37 protein-coding genes and 1 tRNA gene are annotated in these 25,114 nt (G+C 45.1%); 3 read left to right on the top strand and 35 right to left on the bottom strand.

What is annotated here, in order from left to right; translation table 11 throughout:
• Positions 1-302: 302 nt before the first annotated feature.
• The 20 genes from QT716_RS10550 to QT716_RS10460 all read right to left on the bottom strand — a co-directional run bounded on the left by QT716_RS10550 (position 303) and on the right by QT716_RS10460 (position 10,388).
• Positions 303-887 carry a recombinase family protein gene (locus tag QT716_RS10550; RefSeq protein ID WP_317936005.1) on the bottom strand — a complete coding sequence of 195 codons (585 nt, stop codon included), beginning with the start codon at positions 885-887 and terminating at the stop codon, positions 303-305.
• 656 nt (positions 888-1,543) lie between these two features.
• A complete protein-coding gene (locus QT716_RS10545) occupies positions 1,544-1,777 on the bottom strand; it encodes a hypothetical protein (protein ID WP_317936004.1) in 234 nt (77 codons plus the stop codon).
• Positions 1,778-1,916: 139 nt separating this feature from the next.
• Positions 1,917-2,093 carry a hypothetical protein gene (locus tag QT716_RS10540; RefSeq protein WP_317936003.1) on the bottom strand — a complete coding sequence of 59 codons (177 nt, stop codon included), beginning with the start codon at positions 2,091-2,093 and terminating at the stop codon, positions 1,917-1,919.
• The gene (locus QT716_RS10535) at positions 2,093-2,683 is read right to left on the bottom strand and encodes a hypothetical protein (protein WP_317936002.1); all 591 of its coding nucleotides are present in this window, start codon (positions 2,681-2,683) and stop codon (positions 2,093-2,095) included. The genes QT716_RS10540 and QT716_RS10535 overlap by 1 nt, the downstream gene beginning before the upstream one ends.
• Entirely contained in the window at positions 2,680-3,093 is a 414-nt protein-coding gene (locus QT716_RS10530) for a hypothetical protein (protein WP_317936001.1), read from the bottom strand. Before QT716_RS10530 ends, QT716_RS10535 begins: the two co-directional genes overlap by 4 nt.
• Before the next feature lies 1 nt (position 3,094).
• Positions 3,095-3,307: a hypothetical protein gene (locus tag QT716_RS10525; protein ID WP_317936000.1), complete on the bottom strand. Its 213-nt coding sequence runs from the start codon at positions 3,305-3,307 to the stop codon at positions 3,095-3,097.
• A complete protein-coding gene (locus QT716_RS10520) occupies positions 3,297-3,479 on the bottom strand; it encodes a hypothetical protein (RefSeq protein ID WP_317935999.1) in 183 nt (60 codons plus the stop codon). Before QT716_RS10520 ends, QT716_RS10525 begins: the two co-directional genes overlap by 11 nt.
• Complete coding sequence (locus QT716_RS10515) at positions 3,472-3,618, bottom strand: hypothetical protein (protein ID WP_317935998.1); 147 nt, start codon at positions 3,616-3,618, stop codon at positions 3,472-3,474. The genes QT716_RS10520 and QT716_RS10515 overlap by 8 nt, the downstream gene beginning before the upstream one ends.
• Positions 3,615-3,968 (bottom strand): hypothetical protein, encoded by a 354-nt coding sequence (locus tag QT716_RS10510; RefSeq protein ID WP_317935997.1) that lies wholly within the window; start codon positions 3,966-3,968, stop codon positions 3,615-3,617. Before QT716_RS10510 ends, QT716_RS10515 begins: the two co-directional genes overlap by 4 nt.
• A gap of 133 nt (positions 3,969-4,101) precedes the next feature.
• Positions 4,102-4,467 (bottom strand): cysteine-rich VLP protein, encoded by a 366-nt coding sequence (locus QT716_RS10505; RefSeq protein ID WP_317935996.1) that lies wholly within the window; start codon positions 4,465-4,467, stop codon positions 4,102-4,104.
• Positions 4,448-4,630: a hypothetical protein gene (locus QT716_RS10500; protein ID WP_317935995.1), complete on the bottom strand. Its 183-nt coding sequence runs from the start codon at positions 4,628-4,630 to the stop codon at positions 4,448-4,450. The genes QT716_RS10505 and QT716_RS10500 overlap by 20 nt, the downstream gene beginning before the upstream one ends.
• 131 nt (positions 4,631-4,761) lie before the next feature.
• Positions 4,762-4,932 carry a hypothetical protein gene (locus tag QT716_RS10495; protein WP_317935994.1) on the bottom strand — a complete coding sequence of 57 codons (171 nt, stop codon included), beginning with the start codon at positions 4,930-4,932 and terminating at the stop codon, positions 4,762-4,764.
• The gene (locus QT716_RS10490; protein WP_317935993.1) at positions 4,929-5,495 is read right to left on the bottom strand and encodes an HNH endonuclease; all 567 of its coding nucleotides are present in this window, start codon (positions 5,493-5,495) and stop codon (positions 4,929-4,931) included. Before QT716_RS10490 ends, QT716_RS10495 begins: the two co-directional genes overlap by 4 nt.
• A gap of 109 nt (positions 5,496-5,604) precedes the next feature.
• Positions 5,605-5,739 carry a hypothetical protein gene (locus QT716_RS10485; protein WP_317935992.1) on the bottom strand — a complete coding sequence of 45 codons (135 nt, stop codon included), beginning with the start codon at positions 5,737-5,739 and terminating at the stop codon, positions 5,605-5,607.
• A gap of 37 nt (positions 5,740-5,776) precedes the next feature.
• Positions 5,777-6,004 carry a helix-turn-helix domain-containing protein gene (locus QT716_RS10480; protein ID WP_317935991.1) on the bottom strand — a complete coding sequence of 76 codons (228 nt, stop codon included), beginning with the start codon at positions 6,002-6,004 and terminating at the stop codon, positions 5,777-5,779.
• A gap of 125 nt (positions 6,005-6,129) precedes the next feature.
• Complete coding sequence (locus QT716_RS10475; RefSeq protein ID WP_317935990.1) at positions 6,130-6,912, bottom strand: hypothetical protein; 783 nt, start codon at positions 6,910-6,912, stop codon at positions 6,130-6,132.
• A 44-nt stretch (positions 6,913-6,956) separates the two neighbouring features.
• A complete protein-coding gene (locus QT716_RS10470; RefSeq protein ID WP_317935989.1) occupies positions 6,957-8,834 on the bottom strand; it encodes a hypothetical protein in 1,878 nt (625 codons plus the stop codon).
• 358 nt (positions 8,835-9,192) lie between these two features.
• Positions 9,193-9,393, bottom strand: a complete 201-nt coding sequence (locus QT716_RS10465) for a hypothetical protein (RefSeq protein ID WP_317935988.1) — start codon at positions 9,391-9,393, stop codon at positions 9,193-9,195.
• 228 nt (positions 9,394-9,621) lie between these two features.
• Positions 9,622-9,891, bottom strand: a complete 270-nt coding sequence (locus tag QT716_RS16275) for a helix-turn-helix domain-containing protein (RefSeq protein WP_398293150.1) — start codon at positions 9,889-9,891, stop codon at positions 9,622-9,624.
• Between the two features lie 263 nt (positions 9,892-10,154).
• Positions 10,155-10,388: a hypothetical protein gene (locus QT716_RS10460; RefSeq protein ID WP_317935987.1), complete on the bottom strand. Its 234-nt coding sequence runs from the start codon at positions 10,386-10,388 to the stop codon at positions 10,155-10,157.
• Between the two features lie 216 nt (positions 10,389-10,604).
• Here QT716_RS10460 and QT716_RS10455 point away from each other — a divergent pair, with 216 nt between their 5' ends.
• Complete coding sequence (locus tag QT716_RS10455) at positions 10,605-10,949, top strand: helix-turn-helix domain-containing protein (RefSeq protein WP_317935986.1); 345 nt, start codon at positions 10,605-10,607, stop codon at positions 10,947-10,949.
• Positions 10,950-11,136: 187 nt separating this feature from the next.
• A complete protein-coding gene (locus QT716_RS10450) occupies positions 11,137-11,661 on the top strand; it encodes a hypothetical protein (RefSeq protein ID WP_317935985.1) in 525 nt (174 codons plus the stop codon).
• A gap of 622 nt (positions 11,662-12,283) precedes the next feature.
• On the opposite strand, the gene QT716_RS10445 is transcribed toward QT716_RS10450, so the two are convergent.
• The 13 genes from QT716_RS10445 to QT716_RS10385 all read right to left on the bottom strand — a co-directional run bounded on the left by QT716_RS10445 (position 12,284) and on the right by QT716_RS10385 (position 21,719).
• Positions 12,284-13,276 carry a tyrosine-type recombinase/integrase gene (locus tag QT716_RS10445; RefSeq protein WP_317935984.1) on the bottom strand — a complete coding sequence of 331 codons (993 nt, stop codon included), beginning with the start codon at positions 13,274-13,276 and terminating at the stop codon, positions 12,284-12,286.
• A 128-nt stretch (positions 13,277-13,404) separates the two neighbouring features.
• A tRNA-Arg gene (locus QT716_RS10440) sits at positions 13,405-13,478 on the bottom strand.
• A gap of 77 nt (positions 13,479-13,555) precedes the next feature.
• A complete protein-coding gene (locus QT716_RS10435; RefSeq protein WP_317935983.1) occupies positions 13,556-14,059 on the bottom strand; it encodes a metallophosphoesterase in 504 nt (167 codons plus the stop codon).
• Positions 14,056-14,670 carry an XTP/dITP diphosphatase gene (locus QT716_RS10430; protein WP_317935982.1) on the bottom strand — a complete coding sequence of 205 codons (615 nt, stop codon included), beginning with the start codon at positions 14,668-14,670 and terminating at the stop codon, positions 14,056-14,058. Before QT716_RS10430 ends, QT716_RS10435 begins: the two co-directional genes overlap by 4 nt.
• A complete protein-coding gene (gene rph, locus QT716_RS10425; protein WP_317935981.1) occupies positions 14,667-15,425 on the bottom strand; it encodes a ribonuclease PH in 759 nt (252 codons plus the stop codon). Before rph ends, QT716_RS10430 begins: the two co-directional genes overlap by 4 nt.
• Positions 15,426-15,557: 132 nt before the next feature.
• Positions 15,558-16,364, bottom strand: coding sequence for a glutamate racemase (murI, locus tag QT716_RS10420; protein WP_317935980.1), 807 nt, complete (start codon positions 16,362-16,364; stop codon positions 15,558-15,560).
• 1 nt (position 16,365) lies between these two features.
• Positions 16,366-16,773, bottom strand: coding sequence for a MarR family winged helix-turn-helix transcriptional regulator (locus tag QT716_RS10415; protein ID WP_317936027.1), 408 nt, complete (start codon positions 16,771-16,773; stop codon positions 16,366-16,368).
• A gap of 179 nt (positions 16,774-16,952) precedes the next feature.
• On the bottom strand, positions 16,953-17,342 hold the full coding sequence (locus QT716_RS10410; protein ID WP_317935979.1) for an RDD family protein: 390 nt from the start codon (positions 17,340-17,342) through the stop codon (positions 16,953-16,955).
• A 198-nt stretch (positions 17,343-17,540) separates the two neighbouring features.
• Positions 17,541-17,762 (bottom strand): helix-turn-helix domain-containing protein, encoded by a 222-nt coding sequence (locus QT716_RS10405; RefSeq protein ID WP_317936026.1) that lies wholly within the window; start codon positions 17,760-17,762, stop codon positions 17,541-17,543.
• 65 nt (positions 17,763-17,827) lie between these two features.
• The gene (locus QT716_RS10400) at positions 17,828-18,220 is read right to left on the bottom strand and encodes an acyl-CoA thioesterase (RefSeq protein WP_398293171.1); all 393 of its coding nucleotides are present in this window, start codon (positions 18,218-18,220) and stop codon (positions 17,828-17,830) included.
• A 264-nt stretch (positions 18,221-18,484) separates the two neighbouring features.
• Positions 18,485-19,285 carry a succinate dehydrogenase iron-sulfur subunit gene (gene sdhB / locus QT716_RS10395; RefSeq protein WP_317935977.1) on the bottom strand — a complete coding sequence of 267 codons (801 nt, stop codon included), beginning with the start codon at positions 19,283-19,285 and terminating at the stop codon, positions 18,485-18,487.
• A gap of 36 nt (positions 19,286-19,321) precedes the next feature.
• Positions 19,322-21,067 (bottom strand): succinate dehydrogenase flavoprotein subunit, encoded by a 1,746-nt coding sequence (sdhA, locus tag QT716_RS10390; RefSeq protein ID WP_317935976.1) that lies wholly within the window; start codon positions 21,065-21,067, stop codon positions 19,322-19,324.
• Positions 21,068-21,110: 43 nt separating this feature from the next.
• A complete protein-coding gene (locus QT716_RS10385) occupies positions 21,111-21,719 on the bottom strand; it encodes a succinate dehydrogenase cytochrome b558 subunit (protein WP_317935975.1) in 609 nt (202 codons plus the stop codon).
• Positions 21,720-21,946: 227 nt separating this feature from the next.
• Between QT716_RS10385 and QT716_RS10380 the strand changes: the two genes are divergently transcribed.
• A complete protein-coding gene (locus tag QT716_RS10380) occupies positions 21,947-22,363 on the top strand; it encodes a DUF2507 domain-containing protein (protein WP_317935974.1) in 417 nt (138 codons plus the stop codon).
• Between the two features lie 558 nt (positions 22,364-22,921).
• Here QT716_RS10380 and uvrC read toward each other — a convergent pair.
• Entirely contained in the window at positions 22,922-24,724 is a 1,803-nt protein-coding gene (gene uvrC / locus QT716_RS10375; RefSeq protein ID WP_317935973.1) for an excinuclease ABC subunit UvrC, read from the bottom strand.
• Positions 24,725-24,788: 64 nt separating this feature from the next.
• Positions 24,789-25,103 (bottom strand): thioredoxin, encoded by a 315-nt coding sequence (trxA, locus tag QT716_RS10370; RefSeq protein WP_317935972.1) that lies wholly within the window; start codon positions 25,101-25,103, stop codon positions 24,789-24,791.
• Positions 25,104-25,114: the final 11 nt, after the last annotated feature.

Here is a 25,114-nt window from a genome sequence, read left to right as displayed (position 1 = left end):
TCAATTCGTTTTGTTTGCTTGCGTTTAAATACATTTCATTCATCGACAACACAACGAATACACAGGCGAAACAAGACACGCTATCAGACGTTTAGCGCGGCGTTGCAACGTTCATAGACTTAGGTATACCCCCCCTCCCCCACTTCGTGTAGGCGCTTGTGTGGCCTCTGAACGATACTCTAGCGGCTTGAATTGCGCCCGTTTAAACGACAAAAAAGACACGCGATTAAACGTGTCAAAGTCGCTGGCTATTCGATTGCTTAACGTTCATTACGGACGCTTAACGCCGTGTGTATGAGCGACTACTTAGCGTTGCCACCGCGTACAATGTTCCGTTCCTTAATGGCGTCGTATAGGGTTGTACGGCCAACCGATGATATAGAGCATATCTCCTTTACCGTCTTGGACGTGTTGGCGTACAGGTCGAGCGCGTGCAGTAGTGCCGGGTTCTTATCCGTAAACTTAGTAGGCCGCCCCTTGTACTTCCCTTGCTTCTTAGCGAGCGCGATGCCGGCCGCTGTCTTTTCCTTTATCATCGTCCGGTCTAGTTCAGCAAAGCCGGACATAATCGTTAGAAAGAACTTCCCCGTCGGTGTCCGCGTGTCTATATTGATGTCTAGGATAACTAGAAACACGTTCCGTTGTTCGAGTTCTTCGACTAAGGAAAGTAGTTGTATAGTATCCCGTCCTAACCGATCCATGCGCGTTACTATGAGCGTGTCGCCGCCCTGCAAGTCGTTCAGCAACGAATCAAGCCGCTCCTTCTTCGTAGCTACCCCGATTACTTTCTCCTCGATAATCTGTTCGCAGCCAGCCGCCTTTAACTTATCAAGCTGCGTCGCTAGGTTCTGCCCCGTCGTAGACACCCGTGCATATCCGTATATCATAGCGTTTCCCCCGTTCTGTTTTGATTGTACGCTAATGATACCACGATATAACGGACATGTAAAGCGGACACTCGAACGCCAATAGAATGACCTTTCGCAAAGTGTCCGCTTAGACTGTACTTATAACGGACAGGGGCGACAGTCCGACTTTATAAGGACGCTCCGTCCCGTGCCTTGTCGTTGATTAAGTAAGACTATGTAAAGTAGCGCGCACCCTATGAGTTCGGCAAGCGTCCGTCCAATCCAGCCCCTTTCCCCGTAATCCCTCGTAACCATGACGCAATCAGACACGCCACCTCACGGACTGGCTGCGTATCCTATCCGAGTTCCTTCTATAAGGTATCGCCGTTATCCGGTTATGTCCGTCAAGCAAATCGCCTTGACAGTCGTATGTCATGCCGCCTATTTCGTCAAAGCGTTTAGGGTGTCCGTCCATCTACGCCCCTTTCCCGCAAATAAACGCAACTAACCGCAGCCTCTACTGACGCCAACTAACGCACGCACCGTATACTTTCCTTCTATATATGCCCCGTTAGGCGACCGTCCATATTGCGCCTGTTAGTCCGGCTTGTGTTCCGTCCATTTCTCCGCGCCATACTTGCGCTATATTTACGCACAAAAAAAGGACGTACAGCCGTTAAGCCATACGCCCCATTCTATTCGATTCCTTGCATACGTTCGATAAACTTAGCTTTGAGCGCTGCGTATCGTAGTGCCGCATCGTCGTTAAATCGCTTGTATTCCGCTTCGTTGAAAAGACGTGCGAGCGTGTTAGCGTCTACTTTGTAACTGCTAATATCCACGTCCTCAATCGTCTTAACTGCATCATTTGCGCGTTCCATTACGTGCTCGTCCTCGGTAATTAAAATTGGATTGTATTTGATAATCATTCGACCCACTCCGTTTCTACTATTTTTAAAACACAAATAAGCGCACGGCTGACAAGGCCATACGCTCAAGGGATATTATTCGACTGCTCCATGCGGCAAGGCTTCCAAACCTCGCTACCTTCATCGCAGCTTATTGCGTTTATTCTTCGTCTTGCTGTTGCGCCGCTGCGCGTTTTACCGACGCATACAATGCGAGCGATTGCGTACCGCCGTAAGCCTTTGCGTACTCCGCGGCCTGTACAATATCTTCGTCAGTAATGCGTTCTCCGTTGTCCATTTTGCGCTGTAGTGTCGTTTTAACCGTGTGATTAATCATTAGTTCGCTCCCTTTCCGTTTAGAGTGTCCTCGATCTTATCCGCCTGTTGTTGCACGCTCGTCCTATTAAACGGGTTTACCGGATACATAAGGCTGCGCGTGTCGCCGTTGGCTCTTGCGGTCTTGTATACGTGCTTAATTTCTTCGATATAGCCGCCGTACTCGCGCTCGGCATCGTTAAACTCACCGACAGCCTCGGCAATTAATTCGCGTGCTTTCTGCATCTTTTCTAGGAACGGGGCGACGTGCTCTGCGTCAACTTTGCCCGCCCATTCGCGCTGTGCCTCGATTACGTCCGTTGTCTTTAGGCCGGTCGGCTTGGCTGCGTGTGCTACCGCTAACTCCTGCTGGCGTCGGATATACACACGCTCGGCCTCTGCAATCTTAGCGTCAAGTGCGTCTAGTTGTTTAGTCGCGTCCTTGCCGCTTGCTACGCTGTCCGCGATAACTTTTTCGTACTCCGCTTTCAGTTCTGCGTGTGCTTGCAAGGCGTCGCGTTCACGCTGTCTAAACTTATCGACCGCCTGTGCGCGCTCCGTATTTTGCGTTAAATAATCTTCGTATGTGTTAAATTCGATAAAGTTTGTCATTGTTTTATGCCCCCGATTATATTCGTTATTTTTTGTAGGTGTGACGCAAGCCATATTCGCCAAACGCTAGGCTGCTTGTGTGTTTCCGGTTCGTCTTTCTCCGTCCCGTACAGTTCTCGCAATATCTCCGCGTTGGTTTCAACCGCGCTGGCCGTGTCGGTCGTGACACTCTTATGTTTCAATTCCGCGCTCATTTGAGAGTCTGCCAGTATCTTTGCGTACAGACTACGATCACTCGTCAATACGTGGCTCACATCTGCGTCAATCAACGTCAGCAACGCCGCTGTGATACCTTCATACTCGACGATAATTTGATTTACAAGCGCACCCGATTCCTCCGCGTGTATATTTGCGACTAGCAGCCGTAGATTGTCGAGCCTTTCAATGTTTACCGTTGCAAAGTGTTTCATTTTAGCCGCCTGCTTTCCGTTTTAATTTTGCGTATTCTGCGCGTGCCTTTACCGTGCCGATTGCTTTCGCGTCTGCGGCCGCTTTAGTTAGGTCGATTTCCGGTGCTTTGGGCGGTTGGTATGCGTGTGTTTCCGCCTCGACCCGTGCTAATCGCATACGCTTTTCTTTCGCTCGTTTGTCGTCCAGTACACGTTGGATTGCTTTAGCATTCACGTTGACGCCCCCTATCCAGCGCATCAATAACTGCGCGGAGAGTATCGGACTGTAAAACGTAAGCTAATTCTGTTGTGTCAATGTCGTCCGGCAGCGGTATTGTGCGCGTTCTACCTGACGGGTAGTCTGCGTAAATCTCCGATGTGACGTTATTCCAATATATTTTAGGCATCGCGCTCACCTTTAGGAAATACTCTAGTGCGCGGCTCTCTTTCTCCTTGGATTTCGATTCCGGCGCGGTTATATTGCTTGGGTGCAACCGGCTTGCGTGTGTTGCGTGCCGGCCGTTTAGTTTTGTCTGCTGTTTTCATGTACGATCTTCTCCCTTTTTTGCTGTATCTAGCGCGACTTGCATCGCCATTGCGTATTTTCTCGTAAACTCACTACTATATTTAACGTGAATATGCTCAAAATCCATTACGTGAGCGCTCTTCTGCCGTGCTGCCTTCATATTCGTAAAGACAATCGCTTGCTGTCCTTGCTCACGCTGTCCGTTTACCTTGTTGAGCCAGTGCCGCAACATATCGACCTGTGACGCATTCCCAACGTATACAGGCTCGATTGCAACCGGCTTATAGTCGTCGTCCAGTCCTAGCAAGCTGTAAGCCTTCTCGCCCGTTTCCGTCCACGCCACGATAACGGCATATCTTACGACTTCCATCGCACACCCTCCTGTCCGCATTTAGAACGTCAAATAGACGTACCCCTAACAAGTACACCCCTCACTTACTTATCGCCGATGTACGCGGCGTAAACCGCCTTTAAACGCACGTTAGGCGTCCTAAATGCGCCCGTTAGTCCTTGCGTTTCAGCGCGTCCGCAAGTCGATATTCTCGTTTGCGTCGGGCTTCCTTTTCAGCGCGCACAATCGCAGCACATCGCTCACAATATTTCTGCCGGTTGTTCGTCCGCTCAAATGGCGACCGGCAGCGCTCGCACATATCGGCAGTTGCTCCGACCTTGCCCGCGTTGTATATCGCCTCAATAGTAGAGTCGCCGGGAATGACCGCTTGCTCTGCGTATTTACACTTTTTGCCGAGGTCGTAAATTAGCGGACACAAGCGACCGCCCGTGCTGTCCGTTTCAAAATGGCATAAGCCGTCGCGGTCGTAGTTGGCGCAATTCTTTTTTACGTAGCTACTAACTTCGCGGTTTATCATCGTAGTCACCGCCCCGCTCGACGTACTTTCTAAGCCCGTAGCGCTCGATAGCCTCGTCTTTCATTTCCGTCAGCTTGAACGTCGTCATAGGTTCGCCGGGCTTGTCGCTGTGCCTTGCTGAGGGCGGATAGCTGACCGTAACGCCCCGCTCAATCGTCTGCATCGGGCAACCCTCCGAGCGTGACGTGGAATGAGCGGGCTTTTGATTCGTCGTAGCAGATTGCGTAGTCGTCACCGCGATAAATTATCGGGTAGACACCGCCCGTGCGTCCTTCTTTACAAAACTCCATAAACTCAACCTCGACCGTATACGTCTGTTTGTCGCTGCTCATTCGTATTCCCCCTTAGATAGTCCGATTCTAGCGGCGTCAATTCCCGCCCTAGTAGACGCGCCGTCATGACCGCCGTAAAATCCGCAAACTGTGTTTGTAGTTCCCGCTGTTGCTGCTCGTATAGTTCGATCATCGTCCAGCACCGCCGATCAACTTGCGATAAAACTCGTTGCTGTACTCGGCTTGCGCGTCCTCAAACTCGGCATAAACTACGTCAAAGTCGATGCCGCGCCTTGCTGCCAGTAATTCGATTATTTCGCGGGTGACTGCAAAGCCGTAGTGCTGGTCGATAAACTCTGCCGGATCGCCATCTTTTTTCGTTTTGTTGAGCGCGTTTTCAACGATTAAAATATTATCGACCGAGTTAGTACCGCCTTTTGACAAGGGCTTAACGTGTTCAACGCTTGGTGCGCTCATAAATGCGCCACTATATGCGCATCGACCGTTCGCGACCGTGAATAGGTAGCGTAAATCGTCGAGTGTGAGCGTATCGACTGCTCCATACTTGGCTGCGCTCCGTTTTGCGTCCTTTAATGCGGTTCGTAAGCGGTTCTCCGGTCGGGCAATACGCCACTTCGTCTGCTGGCGTTCGCAATTGTTGCAATAGCTGCGTAGCTTGTCCGCATACATGAACTTCTCTAGCGGCTTTTCTCCGTGGCATTTCGGGCAAGTTTTTACGTTTGGCTTTGTAGTCATGAGCGGCCACCGCCTGTTACTGCGTTAATCTTTGCGTCAATTGCTTTTAGCCTCTTAATAATTCCGATAATAGTTTTCATTCGATCATTCTCCTCATTCATTCGTATTTTTACTGCAATTTACTTTCTAGTAGCGCGATTACTCGCTGTATTTCTGCAAAAACTCTTACGCTCGTGCCGCTTTGTACCGTAACTAGTGCGTGCAAGTACGCGATAAGCGCGTCTGTACGCTCTTTTTCAGTCATAAAATCAACTCCTTGACTTATTAAAATTGACATGGTACTATTTAATTGGGAAAACCTTTTCAATTTTATTTATATCGTCAAAAAAAGAAAGAACCTGAGAAACGTCCATCACTTTTGCAAGACGTGCTCTAGTTCTGTCACTTACAGGCGTTCTACCGGCTTCAATATTTGCAACAGTCGATCGGCCCATTCCCAAAAATGCAGCAAATTGCTCCTGTGTCATTTCGTGACTGTGCCTAATTTGTTTGAATCGCTCATTATTCATCGCTCACCCTCCTAATTGTTTATAGTTGCCCTAAAAATAAAGGGCTTTGCACTCTACCCTCTTACTATATATGGGATTATCTCCACGGCTCTTGTCAAGTTTTCACGAAAGTTTATGCAATTAAATCAACTTATTTTCGTCCACCCTGTCCGGTCTTGCTCGGCATACCCTTTTTCAGCCTCCGCGAGTGATTTATACTTCTTAATTACACCGCCGCGAGTGCCCCCGCCGTCTGTCCGCTTCATTTTTACAGGACGTTCCGTCTTGCGCTTGTCAATCTGTCGCTCAATTTCGTCTGCCGCCGTCGCACTCTCATATAAACGCGCTTCATCGTTAACTGTTTCCGTCAATTTCGGCATGTAATAGTAGACAGGCAAGTATGATCCGGTCGCTTTGTAGCGTTTGTCAGCGTCTTTTTGTGCTACGCGGCAATCATCGCAACAGTATCGAGCGTCTTTCCGCTTGGCTGGCTTGCGTTTAAAGTTATCGCGTTCAATCGGGAACATATTTAAGCAGTACATATAACGGCACTGGCACCATTTCTTGCGTTCTGCACGATAGTCCGACCAATTAGCCAAACCGTACTCTATCTTGTCCTTGTAATCGCTGTATAACGACATAATCGAGTAGTCTGCGCGCTCTACGTAGCCCTTGCAATTGATAGGCGGGTTAGCACGGATTAACGACTGCTCGGCTCGCTCGATCATCGTAATCATATCGCGGGCTGCGCCTTCCTGTGTCGTCCGTGGCGCACGTTTTAACTGCATATCCGTGACGTTAGCGTATTGCTCGCACCCCTCAATTTTCCGCTGCGTGAAGTCACCTCCGTAATTGACCGAATGAAACGCCTTTAGTCTCGGCATATTTGAGTAGTCGATTGCTGGATTAGTAGTCTTATTTGTTTTCATGAATGATTTCCCCTTTAGTTGAATTTTTATAGTTGATTTTTGACTCATTCTTTTGTGTAAAATGTCTTTTCTTTAATAACTCCGTATTTAACCATTGCCTGCTTAAACTTTTCTGTATCCGCCTGTCTACTGAAAGTTTTACTACTAATCTCTAACTCTTTGTATATTGCAGATTGCTTCACTCGCTCGCCGGACTTCATCGCTGCAAAGTAGTCGATAATAGAGTCGATAGCTGTCTTTTTCCCCGTCAACTTCTGCAACGGTGTAAACTCCTCGAATTTAGCCAGCGGGTAATGATTACGGACAATCTCTATCATTTCCACGTCACGGTTAAATAAATAAATCGTAACTCTGCCGGGCTTTCTACTCGCTCGCAACCGGTTCGTTTCCTGAACAATATTGACCGCAATATCCGCACGTTTGAACTGTTCCACTCGATCGTCATTGAACGTCAGCCCCGAAGCTGTCATAGTATGTCCTCGTTCGAGTTCGACGCTCACACGGTCGCCTATGACCGCCTGTGACGCAGTTGTGTAGTATGGAGTGCCTTTGAATAGCGAGCCGATATAAATAGCATTGTCGCAGTCTACGTAGTCATTACTCCCGCGTCCACCGTCAAAGTGTTTAATTCTCGCCTTCCCCGTTGCGATTTCCGGCGACAATGCCTCGCTCAAGCCTTCCGTATTTTCTGCATAGCTGACAACTAGCGTTTTTTGTCCTACATGATTCGCAATAATTTCACGTGTCATTTCGACTACGGCCTCGACTGACTGCGGCGACTGGCGTAGTGCCGTCCGCGATAAGTTATAACTGTCGCAAACTCTAAATGTCACGTTGCTATAATCGAGCAAGGCGTCCGGCTGCACGATATGGAAATCGCTCGACATATAGTCAGGATCAGTCGCTCCAGTACCGTCTAAAATGTACGTATTAAATAGCGTGTATTTGTAGTGAATAACGTGCGTACTTGTAACAACGCCAACGCTTTGAAATGCGTTATACTCGCCGCCCGCATTGATTACACGCTCAACTGCACGCAACGTCGTCATGCGGTCATGACCGTAAGCCTCTGCAAAGTCGCGTACTAAACGGACTGGCACCGTAAAGCGCGGCTCAATCGCTGAAAGTTCGCCTACTTCTGTTTCCGGCGATTCTAGCAATGCTCGCAACTCGTCTACTAGCTGGCGCACGCGATTGTAATAGCTTTTCAGCTTTCCTTTACGGTCACGGCTGACTTCGAGAACGTCACTCATAAAGTCGTTTAAGTTCCGCGCGGACAACGTATGCGACAATACTAGCGACGGTTTCTCGTCAATTAGTAGCAAGGATCGTCGCAAGCTACGGCCATCCTCCATGATAAATTCCGTGAAATTACTCAAACTATCCCGCATCGCCTGTCGTTCTAGTTGCTTCGTCGTCATGAGAACTACGTTGTAATTCTTCTGCTTATGAAACTGCTCCTCGTAGTCCAGTCGGTTGTCTTGCTCGGCGTCGAAACTCTTAATCGTAAATGCACGGGGCGCTCCGCAATAATCGTTAATCTGATTACGTAAGGCTTCGATTTCAGCCACGCGCTCTTTTACAACCACCGCGCCAAAATTATCAGGATACTGCGCACACATAATACGCAAGAATGTCGCAAGCATTGCCGATTTGCCGAACGCAGGCGGTGCTCCAATAATGACCGGCCTGTCCATTTTCATATCACGTAACCATGCGTTAAAGGTCATCGTGGCAAACTGCTCCTCGTCGTCCGTTATGTTGTGTACGTTGTGGTTCGTCGTTAAGTCCTTGCGCCAGTGCCGGGCAAGCAAAGAGGCCTCCGCATAAATACCGCGCAACGAATCGTTATCAAGTTCAATCAGCGCATCGAGTTCCATCGGTTGGCGTCCGTCCTGTAATACCTTGTTAAATGTCGTCATGGTAAATCGTCCCCTTTTAGTAGAATTAGTATCGTTGATGTTTACGGATCAGTACCGTGTCAATCCGCCTTTTCCGCTTGGAAAGAAAGACCAGCAATAGATATATGCGATAGGTTCTAAATACGTGGTAGGCGTTTTGTGTAACGTAAGCCCCGGCATAAAGGCGAAAGCCTTTTGACGGTATCTCTTGAACTGCTAATCTCGTTTATTGCGTTTGCTGTAAACAGCCTAAAGTCAAACCCGTTGCGTCTAAAATGAATTTTATCCGCGAGTTTCGTAAAAAGTGGACATATCGTTATATAGACCTTATATAGCGAAGTGTCCGTTTTTTCTCATCCGTCTATTGATCCGTAAACATTTAAGTAACCTCTCGCCTAAATTCCGCCCGTATTTTATCAAGCGCCGCATCTAATTCCGCTGTCGCATCGAACTTAACAACGACTTTGCCCTCTAACTTGTGCGATGTCGCTATGTCCACGACCGGAAACCCTTGCTCGATTAATGCGCGTGCTACTCGTAAACTCAATACGCAGCGCTCGACGTTCTTTCTGTCCGTCATGTAATCCGCTCCTTTGTGTAATTTCGCTTGCACTCCGCCGTCCACCGTGTTATACTTGCGTTACAGTGATAATTTGGATACACTATAGGCGAAAATAGACACACCTAAGTATAATATCGGCGTACATTTGCGATTGTTTAGCATTTGTAGCGTCTTTTTTGCGTTTTATTAAAAGATTTCGGACGCCGCCGGAAATACACTGCCTTGACGTCCGTCCTACTAATGCGCCTAACCGTTGATACAAGCGACTTTTCCGTAGTTTAGCGTTATTTTGTCTATCTGTGCCTGTAACGCAACGATCTGCGCCAGTTTGTCCGGCGATAAATCGATGGCGGTCGTTATCTTGGCGTTGAGGTTGTCCGTCATAGGGCGCGCGCCTGCCTCTACTTGCGCAATGTACGGCTGTGATACGTCCAATAGGTCGGCCAGTTGTCGTTGTGTTAGGCCGTGGAATGAGCGGACGGTTGCGAGATTGTCTGCGTTTAGAATATGGATCAACTCCTTTGCTTATATTAGATAGCTGCGTATGTAAATAAAAAGCGCTATCTCTTCCCACCCCTAAAGGTACGTAATCGACTAAAAGACACCCATCAAAACGCATTTGTAACACAACTGTAATATAACCGTTCACAATTCCGACACAATTGCATAATATCCTCGCTACGCTGCGCCGTTTCCGGCTGTCCTCGTCCCGTTGGCGCGGTTACGATTCCACTTAGCCCGCAGATGTTGGCGCACCCACACGGCACCGAGCGACGTTCTTAGATTGTTCGCTTTACGTCGTCCATACTAATTACACGAGTCCAACGATCACTCATAATGCGTCTGTATTGTTCGTTCGTTAATTCCGTACAGCCGGTCTTTGTTCGATTGCTCGCTTCTGTTGCTTCGTAAAAGACCACTGGCGATACGTTAATGATTGCTCCAGTTTCTACTAGTGTTACGTTGAACCAGCCGATTGCTGTCCGCTTGTAAGTGATTTGATTGTTTGTCATGTAAATTCCCCTTTTCTAATTATACTATTAAACGCATAGGAGTATAAAGGTAGTAAATAAAAAACGCTCTTATTTATGTATACCCGCTTTAAAAACTCGTAAACGCTTAGGAGTATAATCAATATAACATCGGCTAAAATAGAAGTCAATAACTAATTTGCATTTAAACGTATAAGAGTATAAAGTATAAATATAATCTAAAAAGCAGGTGACATTATGGCAGATGAAAAGCCCTTTAAAGTTGGCAAGGACGCTCTACCCGATCTCATAATGACCGAGGCGGATTTAGAGAACGAAGCACAAGATAAGCTACGTGTCATTCTCCATCTAAAGCAACGTATGGACGAACGCGGGCTAACGCAAATGCAACTAGCGGAAATGGCAGACGTTAGACAAGCGACAATCTCGCAGCTTACACGTGGTAACATCGAGCGCCTTCATATTCCCACGCTCGAGAAAATAGCTTGGGCGTTAGATATTACGGATATAACGCAGCTGCTCACGTTTGAACTGGAAAGCGAAATCATGAACTTAGCTAATCCGTATAATGTTAAGTTTTAATACGAAGTGACGAAGCCCTGACGTAATTCTGCGTCGGGGTTTTTATAATTTAACTTAAATATTAAACACTTTTTTGAATACTCAAATTGATTGATATAAAGTGGTAAGTCAAACAAATTTAAGTGGTATAATTGGATTGTGCATGATTGACATTTTAAAAATAAAAAATATTTAAAGGAGAATGAAGATGGATATCATTACAGGTATTTTTGTCGTAATCGCAATTATTGTTATTCTTTTAATGAAAGAGAGTAATAAGAAAGTTTTTGTTTATATCGCTTTCGGTATTATGGGGGTGGCGAGATTATCTTCTGGTGCCGAGGGGATTGATGATGATTTAGCTGTACTTCTTATATCTAGCATAATTATTATCGCCTTACTTACCCAAATACCTAAAATTGTAAATAATATTAAAGACAAGAAAGATTTTAACGTTATTGTGGAAAGGATTGAAGAAGATCATAAGAAGCGACAAGTTGAAATGAAGGTCGCTAAGCCAGAAGTTGATGAAGAGTATAATCGATCCTTGAACTATTTAACAGACGAGTATAAAAAGAAACTACAACACATACAGCATTTGTTGGATAAGAATATAATAACTACTGACAACTATAAAGCTAGAGTAAAAGAATTTAAAAAACAATGGATAATAGAGATAGATAAACTTCATAGTGAAAAAGATAAACGTAAATCAAACGCCACGAAAATCTAAATTCGATTCATTTATCGTTCAAAAGGTTTCATATTCAATTAATCTTTATGTACTTATTCCTTGACTTTCCGCTTTTCAAATCAGCAGAATAGCTGCTCGGTTCAGGAAATCGGCGCGGATTCGTTACCTTACTTTCAAAAACGAATAGAATCGTAGTTGAAAATAAAGTAACGATAACTGCGATCAATCAGCGTCATAGTGACGGCCGAGGTTTCTCGTATGCCCTTGTTGTATCGGGATTTTTCAATCCACGTATTCCCGCCGCTTTACCGTCCACGTCGATAACAGAATACGTTTACCCGTGCCGTAACACGCCGGTAAACCTAGCCAGACCGTTATAGGGCCGTCCTCGCCCATTCGTCACCCAACGCAACAAGGAACGTCTTAGCGGGCGATATAGTCGGATTTATTGCGGCGGCTCGACGTAACCGGTCAAGGTTAGATTAACGACGTATTAGTAGGCGTTTCCACGTCGGATTGACACTAAAAAAGGGTGCACTTAATAGACCTTGCATCATCGAATTTTTTTCGATATAATGAAGGTACATACACTTTGCGCGAACTTAGTGTAATCATATGTAATTGTAGAGGTTAGGCGCTCCAACGCTTGGCCTCTTTTTGTTTATCTAAATTCACGTAGCTTATCCGCTACTTCTTCCGGTTCTAAATGTAAATATCTTGCTGTTACTGCAAAGTCCGAATGCCCTAACGCCTTACTAACAAGCGCAAGATCGCCTTTGCTGCGTCTGTATATGTCTTTGGCGAATCCTCTGCGTAGACCGTGTGGATTAATATTCTTAATTCCATACGTCCGCTTGTAAAAGTTCAGCCGTTTAGCTATTGCGTTTGATTTAGGCGAGTTTTCATTAAAAACACTTTCGCCGGATTGAGTAATAAATACGTACTCATTCTGAACGCCCTTTTCTTCGCGAATTATCCGATTCTGCTCGAATAACACCTCGAATAACTTTTGCAACCTACCATCGAACGGCAACAATATAACCTTACGATTCTTCAATAAGGCGCCCTCGATACGCAACAGACAGTTTTCTAAGTCTACGTGTCGTTCTTCAAGCGCCGATAACGTGGCTAGTCGTATGCCTGTTTGGTGGATCGTGAGAATCGCCGCCGCGTCCCTCAATTCAATGAAGCGCGATAAGTCGAGCAAGCGCAGAATATTAAATACATCTTCTTCCGTTGCGCCTTCCTTAACTTCTTCATCGACACGTATGCGAATATTCTTCCAAAACATATCCGTGAGCCAGCCGTTGTTGAAACACTTTCCGAGAAACGCGCAGAAACACTTTAAACGAACGCGCTTAGTCGTTGGCTTGACGTTCATAGACGATAGCCAGTCGTAAATTGTATCGGCATCAATAGCGAGCAAGTATTCGACGTCTGTCTTTATTACGAAGTCCATTACGTACGTTTCGTAGTCACTTACCGTCCGCTCACGTAATCCGCTTGCACGCATCTGACGGACAACGATTTCTAGCGCCTTTTCGATAGACAGCGCGGCTTTTCGATTTACCGCGGGCATATTGACGTCATTCTCTGCGTTAAACATACTCGACAAGTCCGCATTGACGGCCAATCCGTTTCTTTTCTTAGACAACGCAAAAAAACCTCCTAACGACGAGTTAGAAGGCAAGCGCTCATATGTGCGTAGTGTGACCGCTCATAGACCGTTACTCTCTTCGTCATTAGAAGGTTGATATACCGCGGTTTGTACCGCTTTTATAACGTCCCAGGAGGGATTCGAACCCCCGACCGATGCCTTAGAAGGGCATTGCTCTATCCGGCTGAGCTACTGAGACAACTGCGTCAAATACATAAAATGATTTGAACGACAGGTTTTATTATAGGCAACGATTGAAAAGAAGTCAACACAAATTTATTTTATTGTGAAATTCGCTTCTTCTACCACGTTTCCGGTTAATGGATCCAAGAATGTCACAATGATGGACTCGTCTTTTTCAATCACTGCATACGTCGCGTCCCGATGCCCTCTCGGCTGTGTTGTGCTGCCTGGATTGACGAAGAGCACACCGTTTTGGAGCTCCGCACCGTACAAGTGGGAATGGCCGAATAAAACGATATTTGCATTCGTTTCTTGGGCAGCGTATTTCAACTGCATCAGGGATTGTTTGACGCTATGCTGATGACCGTGAACCATTAGTACTCGTTCCTTCGCCACATCGACGAGTGCGGAATCTTGAAACGCAGCGCCCCAATCGCAATTTCCTTGGACGATGTGCAGATTTTGCAGCAGTTCCAAATTCGACGCCAGCTCACTATCTCCACAATGGAAGATTGCATCCGCGTCCGTTTCTCGAGTAAGAATGGCTTCAATGGTGTCGGTGTCTCCGTGTGAATCACTCATCACGACTAGTTTCATGAACGATCGCCCGCTTTGCCGATTAAGTTAGGCAGTTCTTTTTCAAATTTGCGCATCGCTTCTCCACGATGGGAAATTGCTGCTTTTTCAGATGGTGTCAGTTCAGCCATCGCTTTTCCTTCAGATGGCACATGGAAAATCGGGTCATATCCAAATCCATGCTCACCCTTTCGTTCAAAAGCAATTGAGCCATCACAGCTGCCTGAGAATGTCTGTGTTTCAAGACCCGGTCCGGCAATCGCAAGAACACATCGGAATCGGGCATGACGAGAGCCCTCAGGAACGCCTGTAAGCCCTTCTAGCACTTTATCGATATTGGCTTCGTCATCCTTCGGTTCGCCGGCGTACCGAGCCGAGTAGACCCCTGGTTCGCCGTTTAATGCATCGATCTCAAGCCCGCTGTCATCCGAGATGACCCATTTGCCTAAAATCTTTGCTGTCTCTTCAGCTTTAAGAATCGCATTTTCTTCAAAAGTAGTTCCTGTTTCTTCCACTTCAATTGGCTCATCCAAATCTTTTAACGAAATCACTTGAATGCCATGGGGCTTGAAAAGTTCTTCGAAATCTTTCACTTTTCCTTTATTGTTCGTTGCAACTAACACTTCTTTCATTGTGCAGCCTCCTCTTTGGATTCTATCAAATCACAGATTGGACCGAGTGCTTGTTTTTGTAAATCAATCAATTGATGGATTCCGTTTTCGGCAAGATCCAATAATCCGTTCATTTCTTTCCGATTGAACGTCGATTCTTCTCCTGTACCTTGCAGCTCAACAAATTCACCTGCGCTTGTCATCACTACATTCATATCCACAGCAGCAGATGAATCTTCAATGTAATTCAAATCGAGAATGAGTTCTCCTTCTTCCGACTTGCCGACGCTTGTTGCTGCTAGATATTGATGAATTGGAAATGATTTTAATTTCTTTTTCTCTGCGATACCTTCGGTTGCAAGCGCCATCGCAACAAATGCCCCTGTAATCGACGCTGTACGCGTTCCGCCATCTGCTTGGATTACGTCACAGTCAATCCAAATTGTCCGCTCTCCAAGTGCTTCCAAGTCGATTACAGCGCGCAATGCTCTGCCAATCAGACGCTGGATCTCCATAGTACGTCCGCCAATCTTTCCTTTAGACGCTTCACGCTGTGTACGCTGCCCTGTCGCTCTAGGAAGCATGGAGTACTCAGCAGTAACCCAGCCTTTTCCGCTGCCGCGCAAAAACGGCGGCACCCGATCTTCTACTGAAGCTGTACAAATCACTTTTGTATTGCCAACGGTGATTAACACCGATCCTTCAGGGTGTATTAAATAATCTTTTTCAATCTGCACATCTCTAAGTGCGTCCATTGCACGTCCATCATGTCTCATTTATATTCCTTCTTTCTGTTCATCCATCCATCTTATCATAACCATTCAAACCCACGCAAAAACCCGGCAATTTGCATGCCGGGTAAAAATGACTCGTTCGTTTGCTGCGGTTTCCCTAAAAACTTTAAAGGTTTAAAGCACCAATTTCCGTACATCAGGTTCCGTTATTTGCAGCCAATCTTTCACGATAAACTCAAAATGTTCAAGACTGCCTGTCGTGTAAAACGTGGAATGTCTCTCTTGCGATACTTTTCTATGAAGCTGCAATTCATCCAAAATAAGTATCGCAGTGTCTGCTGTTGCTGAACCCGATGTAATAAGCGCCGTTCCAGCAGGCAAATGGTACTGGATGAAATGCGACAGCAGCGGAAAATGGGTGCAGCCTAATATAACCGTATCGAAAGTCTTTTTCGCTAACGGGGCTAGTGTTTCTTTAACGACTAGATCTGCTTCCTCTAATTTGTACACACCCCGTTCTACGATTGGCACAAATTCAGGACAGGCCAGCCCGAAAATACGAGCATTTGGTGACATGGCCAGAATCGCTTGGTCGTATGCCTGACTGTTCACAGTCCCGCTTGTACCCAATACAACAATTTGTTGCGTCATGGATGTTTGAACAGCGGTATGAGCCCCAGGTTGAATGACACCAATAATGGGAAAGTCAAACAACGGCTGTACTTGTTTTAGGGCAAATGCGGTGGCGGTATTACACGCAATGACGACCATTTTAACGCCAAACCGGTTTAGCGTGTCGATCAATTCATGGGTGAACTTGACGACTTCTTGGGGAGACCGGTTACCGTATGGGCACCGGGCGTCATCTCCTATGTACAAAAACTGTTCGTTCGGCAACCGTTTCAGCAGTTCGTCCATAACGGTCAAACCACCGACTCCTGAATCGATAATACCGATTGGCAACTCTTCTAATTGGTTCATGTTATTCAGATCTCATCTCCACATGTAACTTCGAAAGTAGTTCAGTAAACGTCGTCAATTCTTCAGCATTAAAATCTTTTACAATGTCTTGCAGGTATTCGCGCCGCTTATCGATTACTTCTTGAATCACGCGTTCTCCTTCAGCTAACAGGTGGATACGCACAACGCGGCGATCTTTTTCATCCCGCACCCGTTTTACCAGTTCGTTTTTCTCCATACGATCCACGAGATCCGTTGTTGTACTAAATGCCAAATACATTTTGTTCGAAAGATCGCCAATAGTCATATCCCCATGCTCAAATAACCATTGCAATGCAACGAATTGAGGTGGTGTAATCGTATAATTGCTAAGAATCTTGCGTCCTTGTTGCTTAATAATTGCCGCAATGTAACGCAAATCTTTTTCCATATGATTAATTTCATCAAGATTCGCTGTGACTTTATCTGTCAATGATACCAGCTCCAAATCATCAGTTTGTTTTCAATTTCTGCCTATTGCATGTAACAATCAATAGCTATCTGTTATGTCTACTCTTTCAGTGTACACATTCGTTTCGCTGTTGTAACTAATTTAATGTTGAATTTCACTTACACTTCTTTGACAATCGTTCCTGCAAAAACATCGTGCGGTAGTCTTTCTCCTTCGTCTTGTTCAAACTCAGATCGATTGGCAAGTAACTTGAATCCGTTGATACTATCACGATAAAAAATCCGTTTCATGAGTTGGTACGTAGTCAAGTCCATGCCGTTTTGGTCCTTCAATACCAATCCCATCTTTTTATATCCTACAGTTTGTCCACTATTGAGCAACTGTACACATTCTAGGGAATACGTAATGACCGACGGCGTGATAAGCGCATGAACCGCTTCGCTCTTCACTTTTTTTCGCAGAAAGTATTCAGTCGCACCAATTGCAATCATTGTAATCGCCATATCGATACCATATGCTTTCATTCTTTTTTTAGTAATCGTTTTCAATGAGATACCTCCTCTTGTATAGGATTGCGATGAAATAGAAAGTTAAGGATAATTATTTTCTATCTTAGTTTATCACACACATCGGCTTTATACCTTAGATAGAAATTATGAGCGATGAGTGGTCGGATAATTTACGCAGCTGTATAAACTAGAAAAAGGCTGCAGAAATTCCGCAGCCTTAATAAATGTACAAGAGAATTAATCCAAACTTAGTTCGCCCAGTCGAAGCAACTCAATCATTGCTTGCGCTCGACCCGAAACACCTAGTTTTTGAATTGTATTCGAAATGTGATTGCGAACTGTTTTCTCGCTGATTCCTAGCTTACTCGCAATTTCTTTTGTAGTATGATCTGCAATAAGCAATGTGAAAATCTCACGCTCTCTGCCTGTAAGGACAGAACGATTGTTTAACTCCTCCATCAAGACGCGCCCCTCCTATTCGGTTTCCCTTTACAGTATTCGAAATAGGGTAAGGCTGTGCCGGCTCAATTCCTAGTTCGCACGTGGAACAACTCTTTTTCCTCTTCTGTCCAGGCAACCCCAGACCCTGTCTGCTTCGAAATTTGAACCATAGCACCTCGTCCCGTGAAGACTACTTCTCCCTTCGCATTCTTCGCCATATAATGAATATCGACTGAACTTCTGCCGATGGAATTTGCTTTTACATATACATCAATTGACTCATCAAAAAATACTTGCTTCATATAATCACACTGCAAATCCGCAACGACCGGAATTCGCTCTCCTGACGGATCCAGCCAATCATTCATCAGTCCTAAACTTTTTAGATAATCAATCCGCGCCTGCTCAAAATAAGCAAATGTTACCGTATTATTCAAATGCCCAAACATATCCGTTTCCGAAAAACGAACCCGCATCGGTACCGAAAACCGAAACCCCTCTTCCCATTCCTTGAAATCTTCAATATACGTCTGCTTCAATCCAGTCTCCTCCAGTCTAATAAGTGAATCGTCATTCATTTTTTCATTATATCAAACGAGTCAGATAATAAGTAGTTATTCTGCTTTTCGAAAACATCCCTGTTGTTGAAATGGGTGATCACTATTCTAGAATTTATCGCACAAAAAAACTGCCCAGAAAGTCAGCTCTCGCTGAATTTCCAGACAGTTTTCTAGTATAGATCAGTCTACCATATGGTCACTTCCGAAGAAGTTTTTGAACATTTGAACAGTCGTCGCACGGTTCATAGCTGCAATTGAAGTCGTCAATGGAATTCCTTTTGGACACGCAACTACACAGTTTTGTGAGTTACCGCACTCCGCAATCCCCCCGTCTGTCATCAAAGCTGCTAAACGCTCGTCCTTATTTTGCGCACCCGTTGGATGTGTATTGAACAAACGAACTTGTGAAAGCGCAAATGGCCCCATGAAGTTCGTGCTGTCGTTTACATTCGGACACGCTTCAAGACAAACACCGCACGTCATACATTTTGAAAGTTCATATGCCCATTGGCGCTTACGCTCAGGCATACGAGGACCTTCACCAAGGTCATACGTACCATCAATCGGAATCCATGCTTTGATCTTCTTAAGAGAGTCAAACATGCCTTCACGATCGACAACCAAGTCACGAACAACTGGGAATGTACGCATCGGTTCTAATTTAATAGGTTGCTCTAATTGGTCAACCAACGCTGTACACGACTGGCGCGGACGTCCGTTGATAACCATTGAACATGCTCCACAAACTTCCTCAAGACAGTTCATGTCCCAGTTAATAGGAGTTGTTTTCTGGCCATCCTTGTTGACTGGGTTACGTCGGATTTCCATTAAAGCAGAAATGACGTTCATGTTAGCTTTATATGGAATTTCGAAAGATTCCATGTACGGCTTAGATTCTGGTGTATCTTGCCGCTGGATTTCGAAAATTACAGTTTTTGTGGAAACTGCTGGTTCTTGAACAGCTGTTTGTTGTTCACTCATTTCCGTCAATCTCCTTTCGATAGGTAATTATCGATCTTACGATTTAGAATAATCGCGTTCACGAGGAGGAAGTAGAGAAATATCCACGTCTTCGTACGTTAAAATCGGTGCAGACTCACCGTCAAACGTTGCGATTGTAGTTTTCAAGAAGTTTTCATCATCACGTTTCGGGAAGTCAGGCTTATAATGCGCACCGCGACTTTCGTTACGGTTAAGTGCACCTAATGTGATTACTCTAGCTAAGTATAACATGTTCTTCAACTGGCGAGTGAATGTTGCGCCTTGGTTAGACCACTGCTGTGTATCCGTCATGTCAATGTTTTTCCAACGCTCAAGTAATTCCTGAATCTTTTTATCCGTTGCTTCCAGACGGTCGTTGTAACGAACTACAGTTACGTTCTCAGTCATAAGTTCACCAAGTTCGCGGTGAATGACATACGCGTTCTCAGTACCCTTCATGTTAAGAATCGCATCCCATTTCGCTTGCTCTTCCTTCACAGCATCGTCAAAGATCTTAGAAGGCATGTCGTCCGCAGAGTGCTTCAGACCCTTCATGTATTTAACAGCTTCCGGTCCAGCTAGCATCCCGCCATATATAGCAGAAAGAAGTGAGTTCGCACCTAGACGGTTACCGCCGTGTTGTGAATAATCACATTCACCCGCAGCAAACAATCCAGGAATTGACGTATGCTGTTCGTAATCTACCCAAAGTCCGCCCATGGAATAGTGTACCGCTGGGAAGATCTTCATTGGAACTTTACGTGGGTCATCCCCTGTAAACTTCTCATAGATTTCGATGATTCCACCTAGCTTAACATCTAGCTCATGCGGATCTTTGTGAGACAAGTCCAGATAAACCATGTTCTCACCGTTTATACCGAGACGCTGGTTCACACACACGTCAAAAATTTCACGAGTTGCAACGTCACGCGGTACTAGGTTACCGTATGCTGGATATTTTTCCTCTAGGAAGTACCAAGGCTTACCGTCTTTATATGTCCAAATTCGGCCGCCTTCACCACGTGCAGATTCACTCATAAGACGAAGTTTGTCGTCTCCAGGAATTGCAGTTGGGTGAATTTGAATGAATTCTCCGTTTGCATATTTTGCACCTTGCTGATATACGATCGAAGCTGCAGAACCTGTGTTAATAACAGAGTTCGTTGACTTACCAAAGATAATTCCAGGTCCGCCAGTTGCCATGATCACAGCATCACCAGGGAATGCTTTGATTTCCATCGTTCTAAGGTTTTGTGCTTTGATACCACGACAAACTCCATCGTCATCTATGATAACGCCAAGGAATTCCCAGTGTTCATACTTCTGAACCAATCCAGCAACTTCTTGCGCACGAACTTGCTCGTCCAATGCATAAAGAAGCTGTTGTCCAGTTGTAGCACCTGCATAAGCTGTACGGTGGTGCATAGTTCCTCCGAAACGACGGAAGTCAAGAAGACCTTCCGGTGTACGGTTGAACATTACGCCCATACGGTCGAGCAAGTGAATGATGCCTGGTGCAGCATCTGCCATTGCTTTAACCGGAGGCTGGTTCGCTAGGAAGTCGCCTCCGTAAATTGTATCGTCGAAGTGAATCCAAGGAGAATCGCCTTCCCCTTTTGTGTTAACAGCGCCGTTAATACCGCCCTGTGCACAAACAGAGTGAGAACGTTTCACGGGAACGAGGGAAAACAAATCGACTCCAACGCCTTCTTCTGATGCCTTGATGGTCGCCATGAGGCCGGCTAGACCGCCACCAACGACAATCACTCTACCTTTTGACATTATTGTTTCACTCCTCAAGTTTTACATAGTTACATAATATGACTTACATGAATGCGAATAGTGCTTGCATTCCGATTACAGAAAGAACGACAAAAATGATTAGTGTTACATAAGTAACGATCTTTTGTGAACGTGGTGATTGCGCCAAGCCCCAAGTAACGAGGAATGACCAAACGCCGTTAGCCAAGTGGAATGTTGCTGCAAGAATACCAAGTGCATAAAATACAACCATGAATGGATTAGAGAAAATCTCTGCCATCATATCGTAGTTCACTTCTGCACCAAATAATTTCTGGATGCGCGTCTCGTAAATGTGCCAAGCGATGAAGATTACAAGGAATACTCCTGTAATACGCTGCAGCATAAACATCCAGTTACGGAATGTCCCATAACGTCGCACGTTGTTTTTTGAAGTGAATGCTAGATACACTCCATAAAATGCGTGAAACATGAGTGGTATGTAGATGACGAACCATTCGAGGAAGTAAATGAACGGCAGGTTTTCAATAAAATGCGCCGCTGTGTTAAACGATTCAGCACCTCTTGTAGCAAAATGGTTGATGATCAAGTGTTGCGTGACAAACAAACCGATTGGAATAATTCCAAGTAATGAATGCAGTCGGCGCCAATAGAACTCTGATTCTCTCACCAAGTGATTAACCCTCCCTTATTTATGAGCCGGTGTCATCATTTCCCTGCTTAAACTGCAGTGGAAAGATTGACGGTCCGCCTCTTCATGTTACAATATAATAACATGTACATTGTACTCCTCCATATTAGGAAGGTCAAGGTGACTCGCTTCATAAAAAGCACCTTAGTACAAATTTACTGACATACCTATCGAAGTAATTTGATAATGACGAAAGGGATGCTCGCGTTTTGGCACATGATTCTACTACAGAGCCGACCCGGTTCGGCTACGAGCTACTGAGAGACCATGTAATTCCTGGCATTCTGGGAAAACATGAAGAGGATATTTTGTATTGGGCAGGCAAAGATATCGCCCGTAAATTCCCCCTCTATTCCATAGACGAAATCCCCGAATTCTTTAAAGAAGCCGGCTGGGGTAAATTAGTGATTTCCTCTACTGGAAAAGAAGAGACCGATTATTTATTGACCGAACGGATTATTTCACCTGCTACACGAGAGTCAGTTCGTCTAGAGTCAGGTTTCTTAGCGCAACAGTATCAAATCGCCAATGGCTGCCTGACTGAATGTTACGGATCCCGTAATGAAGAAACCGGCGAGATGATTTTACAAGTCCGTTGGGATGAAACCTATGAGATTGATAATTAAATGATTGCTGGGTTGACGGCCAATGTGCTGTTGATCCAGTTTTTTGTGTTTAAGGTTGGATTTAGGTAGAGGGATAAGTGGTGCATTGGGTTAGGGAATGATTTTTGTGCAGTTTTTACAACTTTTATGAGCGATTCCAGCCGTTTATGATCACTTCTCAACTTTTATGAGCGCTTTCTGCGCTTTAAGAGCATTTTTTAAATTTCATGAGCGCATTCCACGCTTTATGAGCTTTTTTCAATTTTTATGAGCACTTTTCGCGTTTTATGATCACTTCTCAATTTTTATGAGCACTTTCCACGCTTTATGAGCACTTCTCAACTTTTATGAGCGCATTCTCCGCTTTATGAGCACTTCTCCACTTTTATGAGCGCTTTCCGCGTTTTATGAGCACTTCTCAACTTTTATGAGCGCATTTCACGCTTTATGATCACTTCTCAACTTTTATGAGCGCTTTCCTCAACCATATAGCCCCACACTTAAACTCGACTCTATTGTAATAGAAAAAACTCGTACGAAACCAAACAAAAAGAACGGGCGGCTGCCCGTTCTTTTGCATTATTCTTTAGCTGGTTCACTTGCATTGGTTTTCTCCTTAAAATAAGTCGCGACACTTTCAGCGACAGCTTTTGGGAGTCCTGCTTCTACTAATTGTTCTTCGGTCGCTGTTTTAATTTTCTTTACGGAGCCAAAGTGTTTTAACAATTTCTGTTTGCGCTTCGGTCCTACCCCGGGTAGACCGTCCAATGCTGAAACGAGAGTTCCAGTATCTCGCCGCTGCCTGTGAAATGTAATCGCGAAACGGTGAACTTCGTCTTGAATGCGCTGCAGCAAATAAAATGCTTCACTCGAACGTTTCAGAGGAATGATTTCAGGTGGATATCCGTAGAGCAGCTCCGCTGTTTGGTGCTTATCGTCTTTTGCGAGGCCGGCAATCGGGATGGATAATCCAAGTTCATCTTCTATGACTTCACGCGCTATCCCCATCTGTCCTTTTCCGCCATCTATGACGACTAAATCCGGTAAAGGAAGTTCATCTTTTAACACACGAGTATACCGCCGGCGAATCACTTCACGCATCGCTCCGTAATCATCATGGGCGGCCGCTGTTTTCGTTTTATATTTACGATAGTCTTTGCGATTCGGTTTGCCGTCGACAAAAGAAACCATCGCCGAAACCGGCTCTACTCCATGGGTATGCGAGTTATCAAATGCTTCGATACGAAGTGGAATCGAAATATTCATAGCATCACCTAATTCTTCGCATGCACCGATAGTCCGCTCTTCTTGCCGATCGATTAGCTGGAATTTCTGTTTAAGTGAGATGGCAGCATTCTTATTCGCTAACTGCACTAAATCCTTCTTTTTACCACGTTGCGGAATGTACACATGAATGTCGAGCAGCTGCTGTACAATCTCCTGGTCAATTCCTGGTGGAAGTAAAACTTCACTTGGTTTAATGTGCGCGAGTTTATCGTAAAATTGGCCGATAAACGTTAATAATTCCTCTTCAGGATCTTGATAAACTGGAAATAATGACACATCGCGCTCTATCAATTTACCTTGTCTGACGAAAAATACTTGGACACACATCCAGCCTTTTTCTACAGCGTATCCAAAGATATCCCGGTTTTTAAAGTCATGCATCGTCATCGTTTGTTTTTCCATAACGGTTTCGATATTTGAGATTTGATCGCGATATTCAGTGGCCCGTTCAAATTCAAGATTTTCTGCTGCGGCACTCATTTTTTCAGTAAGCTCTTTTTTCATAGACTTATAGCCGCCATTTAAAAACCGGGCGATGTCATCTGTCATTTCTTTGTACGTGTCTTTTGGTACATCATAAACGCACGGTGCGAGGCATTGGCCCATATGATAGTACAAACAGACTCGATCCGGAAGCATATGGCATTTCCGATAAGGATACAGACGGTCCAACAACTTTTTCGTCTCCGTTGCAGCTGTAACATTTGGATACGGACCAAAATAGCGGCCCTTATCTTTTTTCACGATGCGCGTGACAATCAGTTTCGGATGCCGTTCAGCCGTTAGCTTCAAATAAGGATACGTCTTGTCGTCTTTGAGCATGATATTGTACTTTGGATCGTATTGCTTAATAAGATTCAATTCCAATATCAATGCTTCTATGTTGGATGAAGTAATAATCGTTTCAAAGTCTTCTATTTCCGTTACAAGCCGTTGAGTTTTCGCATCATGCGACCCCGTAAAATAGCTCCGCACACGGTTTTTTAACACTTTTGCCTTCCCGACATAAATGACGGTACCCTGTCTATCTTTCATCAAATAACAGCCCGGTTCGTCCGGAAGAATGGACAACTTATGTTGGATGAGTTCATTCATTTATAATCACCTGCTAAAAAACCGGGTTCCTCTAGAAAAAGGGACCCGGTTTGGATTCGTAAACTTATGCGTGTTGGTCAACTAGTTTAGCGAGCTCTTCTTTAGGACGGAAGCCGACTACTTTATCAACTGTCTCGCCATTTTTCATAACGAGCAACGTTGGAATCGACATAATGCCAAATTTGCTTGCTGTTTCTTGGTTATCGTCCACGTTCACTTTAACGATTTTTGCTTTTCCTTCGATTTCGCCATCCAACTCTTCTAGAACTGGAGCAATCATCTTACAAGGTCCACACCATGGTGCCCAAAAGTCAACAAGTACAACACCATCATTTGTTTGTTCTGCGAAATCCGCATCAGTAGCATTTAAAATAGCCATTGAGTAAGTCC

This window comes from Sporosarcina aquimarina (assembly GCF_033253705.1).
GTDB classification, from domain to species: Bacteria; Bacillota; Bacilli; order Bacillales_A; family Planococcaceae; genus Sporosarcina; species Sporosarcina aquimarina.
Note: the sequence above shows the minus strand (reverse complement) of the source record. Positions and strands in the feature narration are given on the sequence as shown.

Coding starts and splice junctions, on each gene's coding strand:
- QT716_RS10405 (WP_317936026.1), bottom strand. CDS start 17,762: ATGGAGGAGTTAAACAATCGTTCTGTCCTTACAGGCAGAGAGCGTGAG.
- murI (WP_317935980.1), bottom strand. CDS start 16,364: ATGAACCAATTAGAAGAGTTGCCAATCGGTATTATCGATTCAGGAGTC.
- QT716_RS10400 (WP_398293171.1), bottom strand. CDS start 18,220: ATGCGGGTTCGTTTTTCGGAAACGGATATGTTTGGGCATTTGAATAAT.
- QT716_RS10460 (WP_317935987.1), bottom strand. CDS start 10,388: ATGACAAACAATCAAATCACTTACAAGCGGACAGCAATCGGCTGGTTC.
- QT716_RS10500 (WP_317935995.1), bottom strand. CDS start 4,630: ATGCAGACGATTGAGCGGGGCGTTACGGTCAGCTATCCGCCCTCAGCA.
- QT716_RS10540 (WP_317936003.1), bottom strand. CDS start 2,093: ATGATTAATCACACGGTTAAAACGACACTACAGCGCAAAATGGACAAC.
- QT716_RS10545 (WP_317936004.1), bottom strand. CDS start 1,777: ATGATTATCAAATACAATCCAATTTTAATTACCGAGGACGAGCACGTA.
- QT716_RS10495 (WP_317935994.1), bottom strand. CDS start 4,932: ATGATCGAACTATACGAGCAGCAACAGCGGGAACTACAAACACAGTTT.
- QT716_RS10465 (WP_317935988.1), bottom strand. CDS start 9,393: ATGACGGACAGAAAGAACGTCGAGCGCTGCGTATTGAGTTTACGAGTA.
- trxA (WP_317935972.1), bottom strand. CDS start 25,103: ATGGCTATTTTAAATGCTACTGATGCGGATTTCGCAGAACAAACAAAT.
- sdhB (WP_317935977.1), bottom strand. CDS start 19,285: ATGAGTGAACAACAAACAGCTGTTCAAGAACCAGCAGTTTCCACAAAA.
- QT716_RS10455 (WP_317935986.1), top strand. CDS start 10,605: ATGGCAGATGAAAAGCCCTTTAAAGTTGGCAAGGACGCTCTACCCGAT.
- QT716_RS10520 (WP_317935999.1), bottom strand. CDS start 3,479: ATGCCTAAAATATATTGGAATAACGTCACATCGGAGATTTACGCAGAC.
- QT716_RS10515 (WP_317935998.1), bottom strand. CDS start 3,618: ATGAAAACAGCAGACAAAACTAAACGGCCGGCACGCAACACACGCAAG.
- QT716_RS10550 (WP_317936005.1), bottom strand. CDS start 887: ATGATATACGGATATGCACGGGTGTCTACGACGGGGCAGAACCTAGCG.
- sdhA (WP_317935976.1), bottom strand. CDS start 21,067: ATGTCAAAAGGTAGAGTGATTGTCGTTGGTGGCGGTCTAGCCGGCCTC.
- rph (WP_317935981.1), bottom strand. CDS start 15,425: ATGAGACATGATGGACGTGCAATGGACGCACTTAGAGATGTGCAGATT.
- QT716_RS10430 (WP_317935982.1), bottom strand. CDS start 14,670: ATGAAAGAAGTGTTAGTTGCAACGAACAATAAAGGAAAAGTGAAAGAT.
- uvrC (WP_317935973.1), bottom strand. CDS start 24,724: ATGAATGAACTCATCCAACATAAGTTGTCCATTCTTCCGGACGAACCG.
- QT716_RS10530 (WP_317936001.1), bottom strand. CDS start 3,093: ATGAAACACTTTGCAACGGTAAACATTGAAAGGCTCGACAATCTACGG.
- QT716_RS10535 (WP_317936002.1), bottom strand. CDS start 2,683: ATGACAAACTTTATCGAATTTAACACATACGAAGATTATTTAACGCAA.
- QT716_RS10480 (WP_317935991.1), bottom strand. CDS start 6,004: ATGAATAATGAGCGATTCAAACAAATTAGGCACAGTCACGAAATGACA.
- QT716_RS10490 (WP_317935993.1), bottom strand. CDS start 5,495: ATGACTACAAAGCCAAACGTAAAAACTTGCCCGAAATGCCACGGAGAA.
- QT716_RS10415 (WP_317936027.1), bottom strand. CDS start 16,773: ATGGAAAAAGATTTGCGTTACATTGCGGCAATTATTAAGCAACAAGGA.
- QT716_RS10505 (WP_317935996.1), bottom strand. CDS start 4,467: ATGATAAACCGCGAAGTTAGTAGCTACGTAAAAAAGAATTGCGCCAAC.
- QT716_RS10435 (WP_317935983.1), bottom strand. CDS start 14,059: ATGAAACTAGTCGTGATGAGTGATTCACACGGAGACACCGACACCATT.
- QT716_RS10470 (WP_317935989.1), bottom strand. CDS start 8,834: ATGACGACATTTAACAAGGTATTACAGGACGGACGCCAACCGATGGAA.
- QT716_RS10475 (WP_317935990.1), bottom strand. CDS start 6,912: ATGAAAACAAATAAGACTACTAATCCAGCAATCGACTACTCAAATATG.
- QT716_RS10485 (WP_317935992.1), bottom strand. CDS start 5,739: ATGACTGAAAAAGAGCGTACAGACGCGCTTATCGCGTACTTGCACGCA.
- QT716_RS10450 (WP_317935985.1), top strand. CDS start 11,137: ATGGATATCATTACAGGTATTTTTGTCGTAATCGCAATTATTGTTATT.
- QT716_RS10510 (WP_317935997.1), bottom strand. CDS start 3,968: ATGGAAGTCGTAAGATATGCCGTTATCGTGGCGTGGACGGAAACGGGC.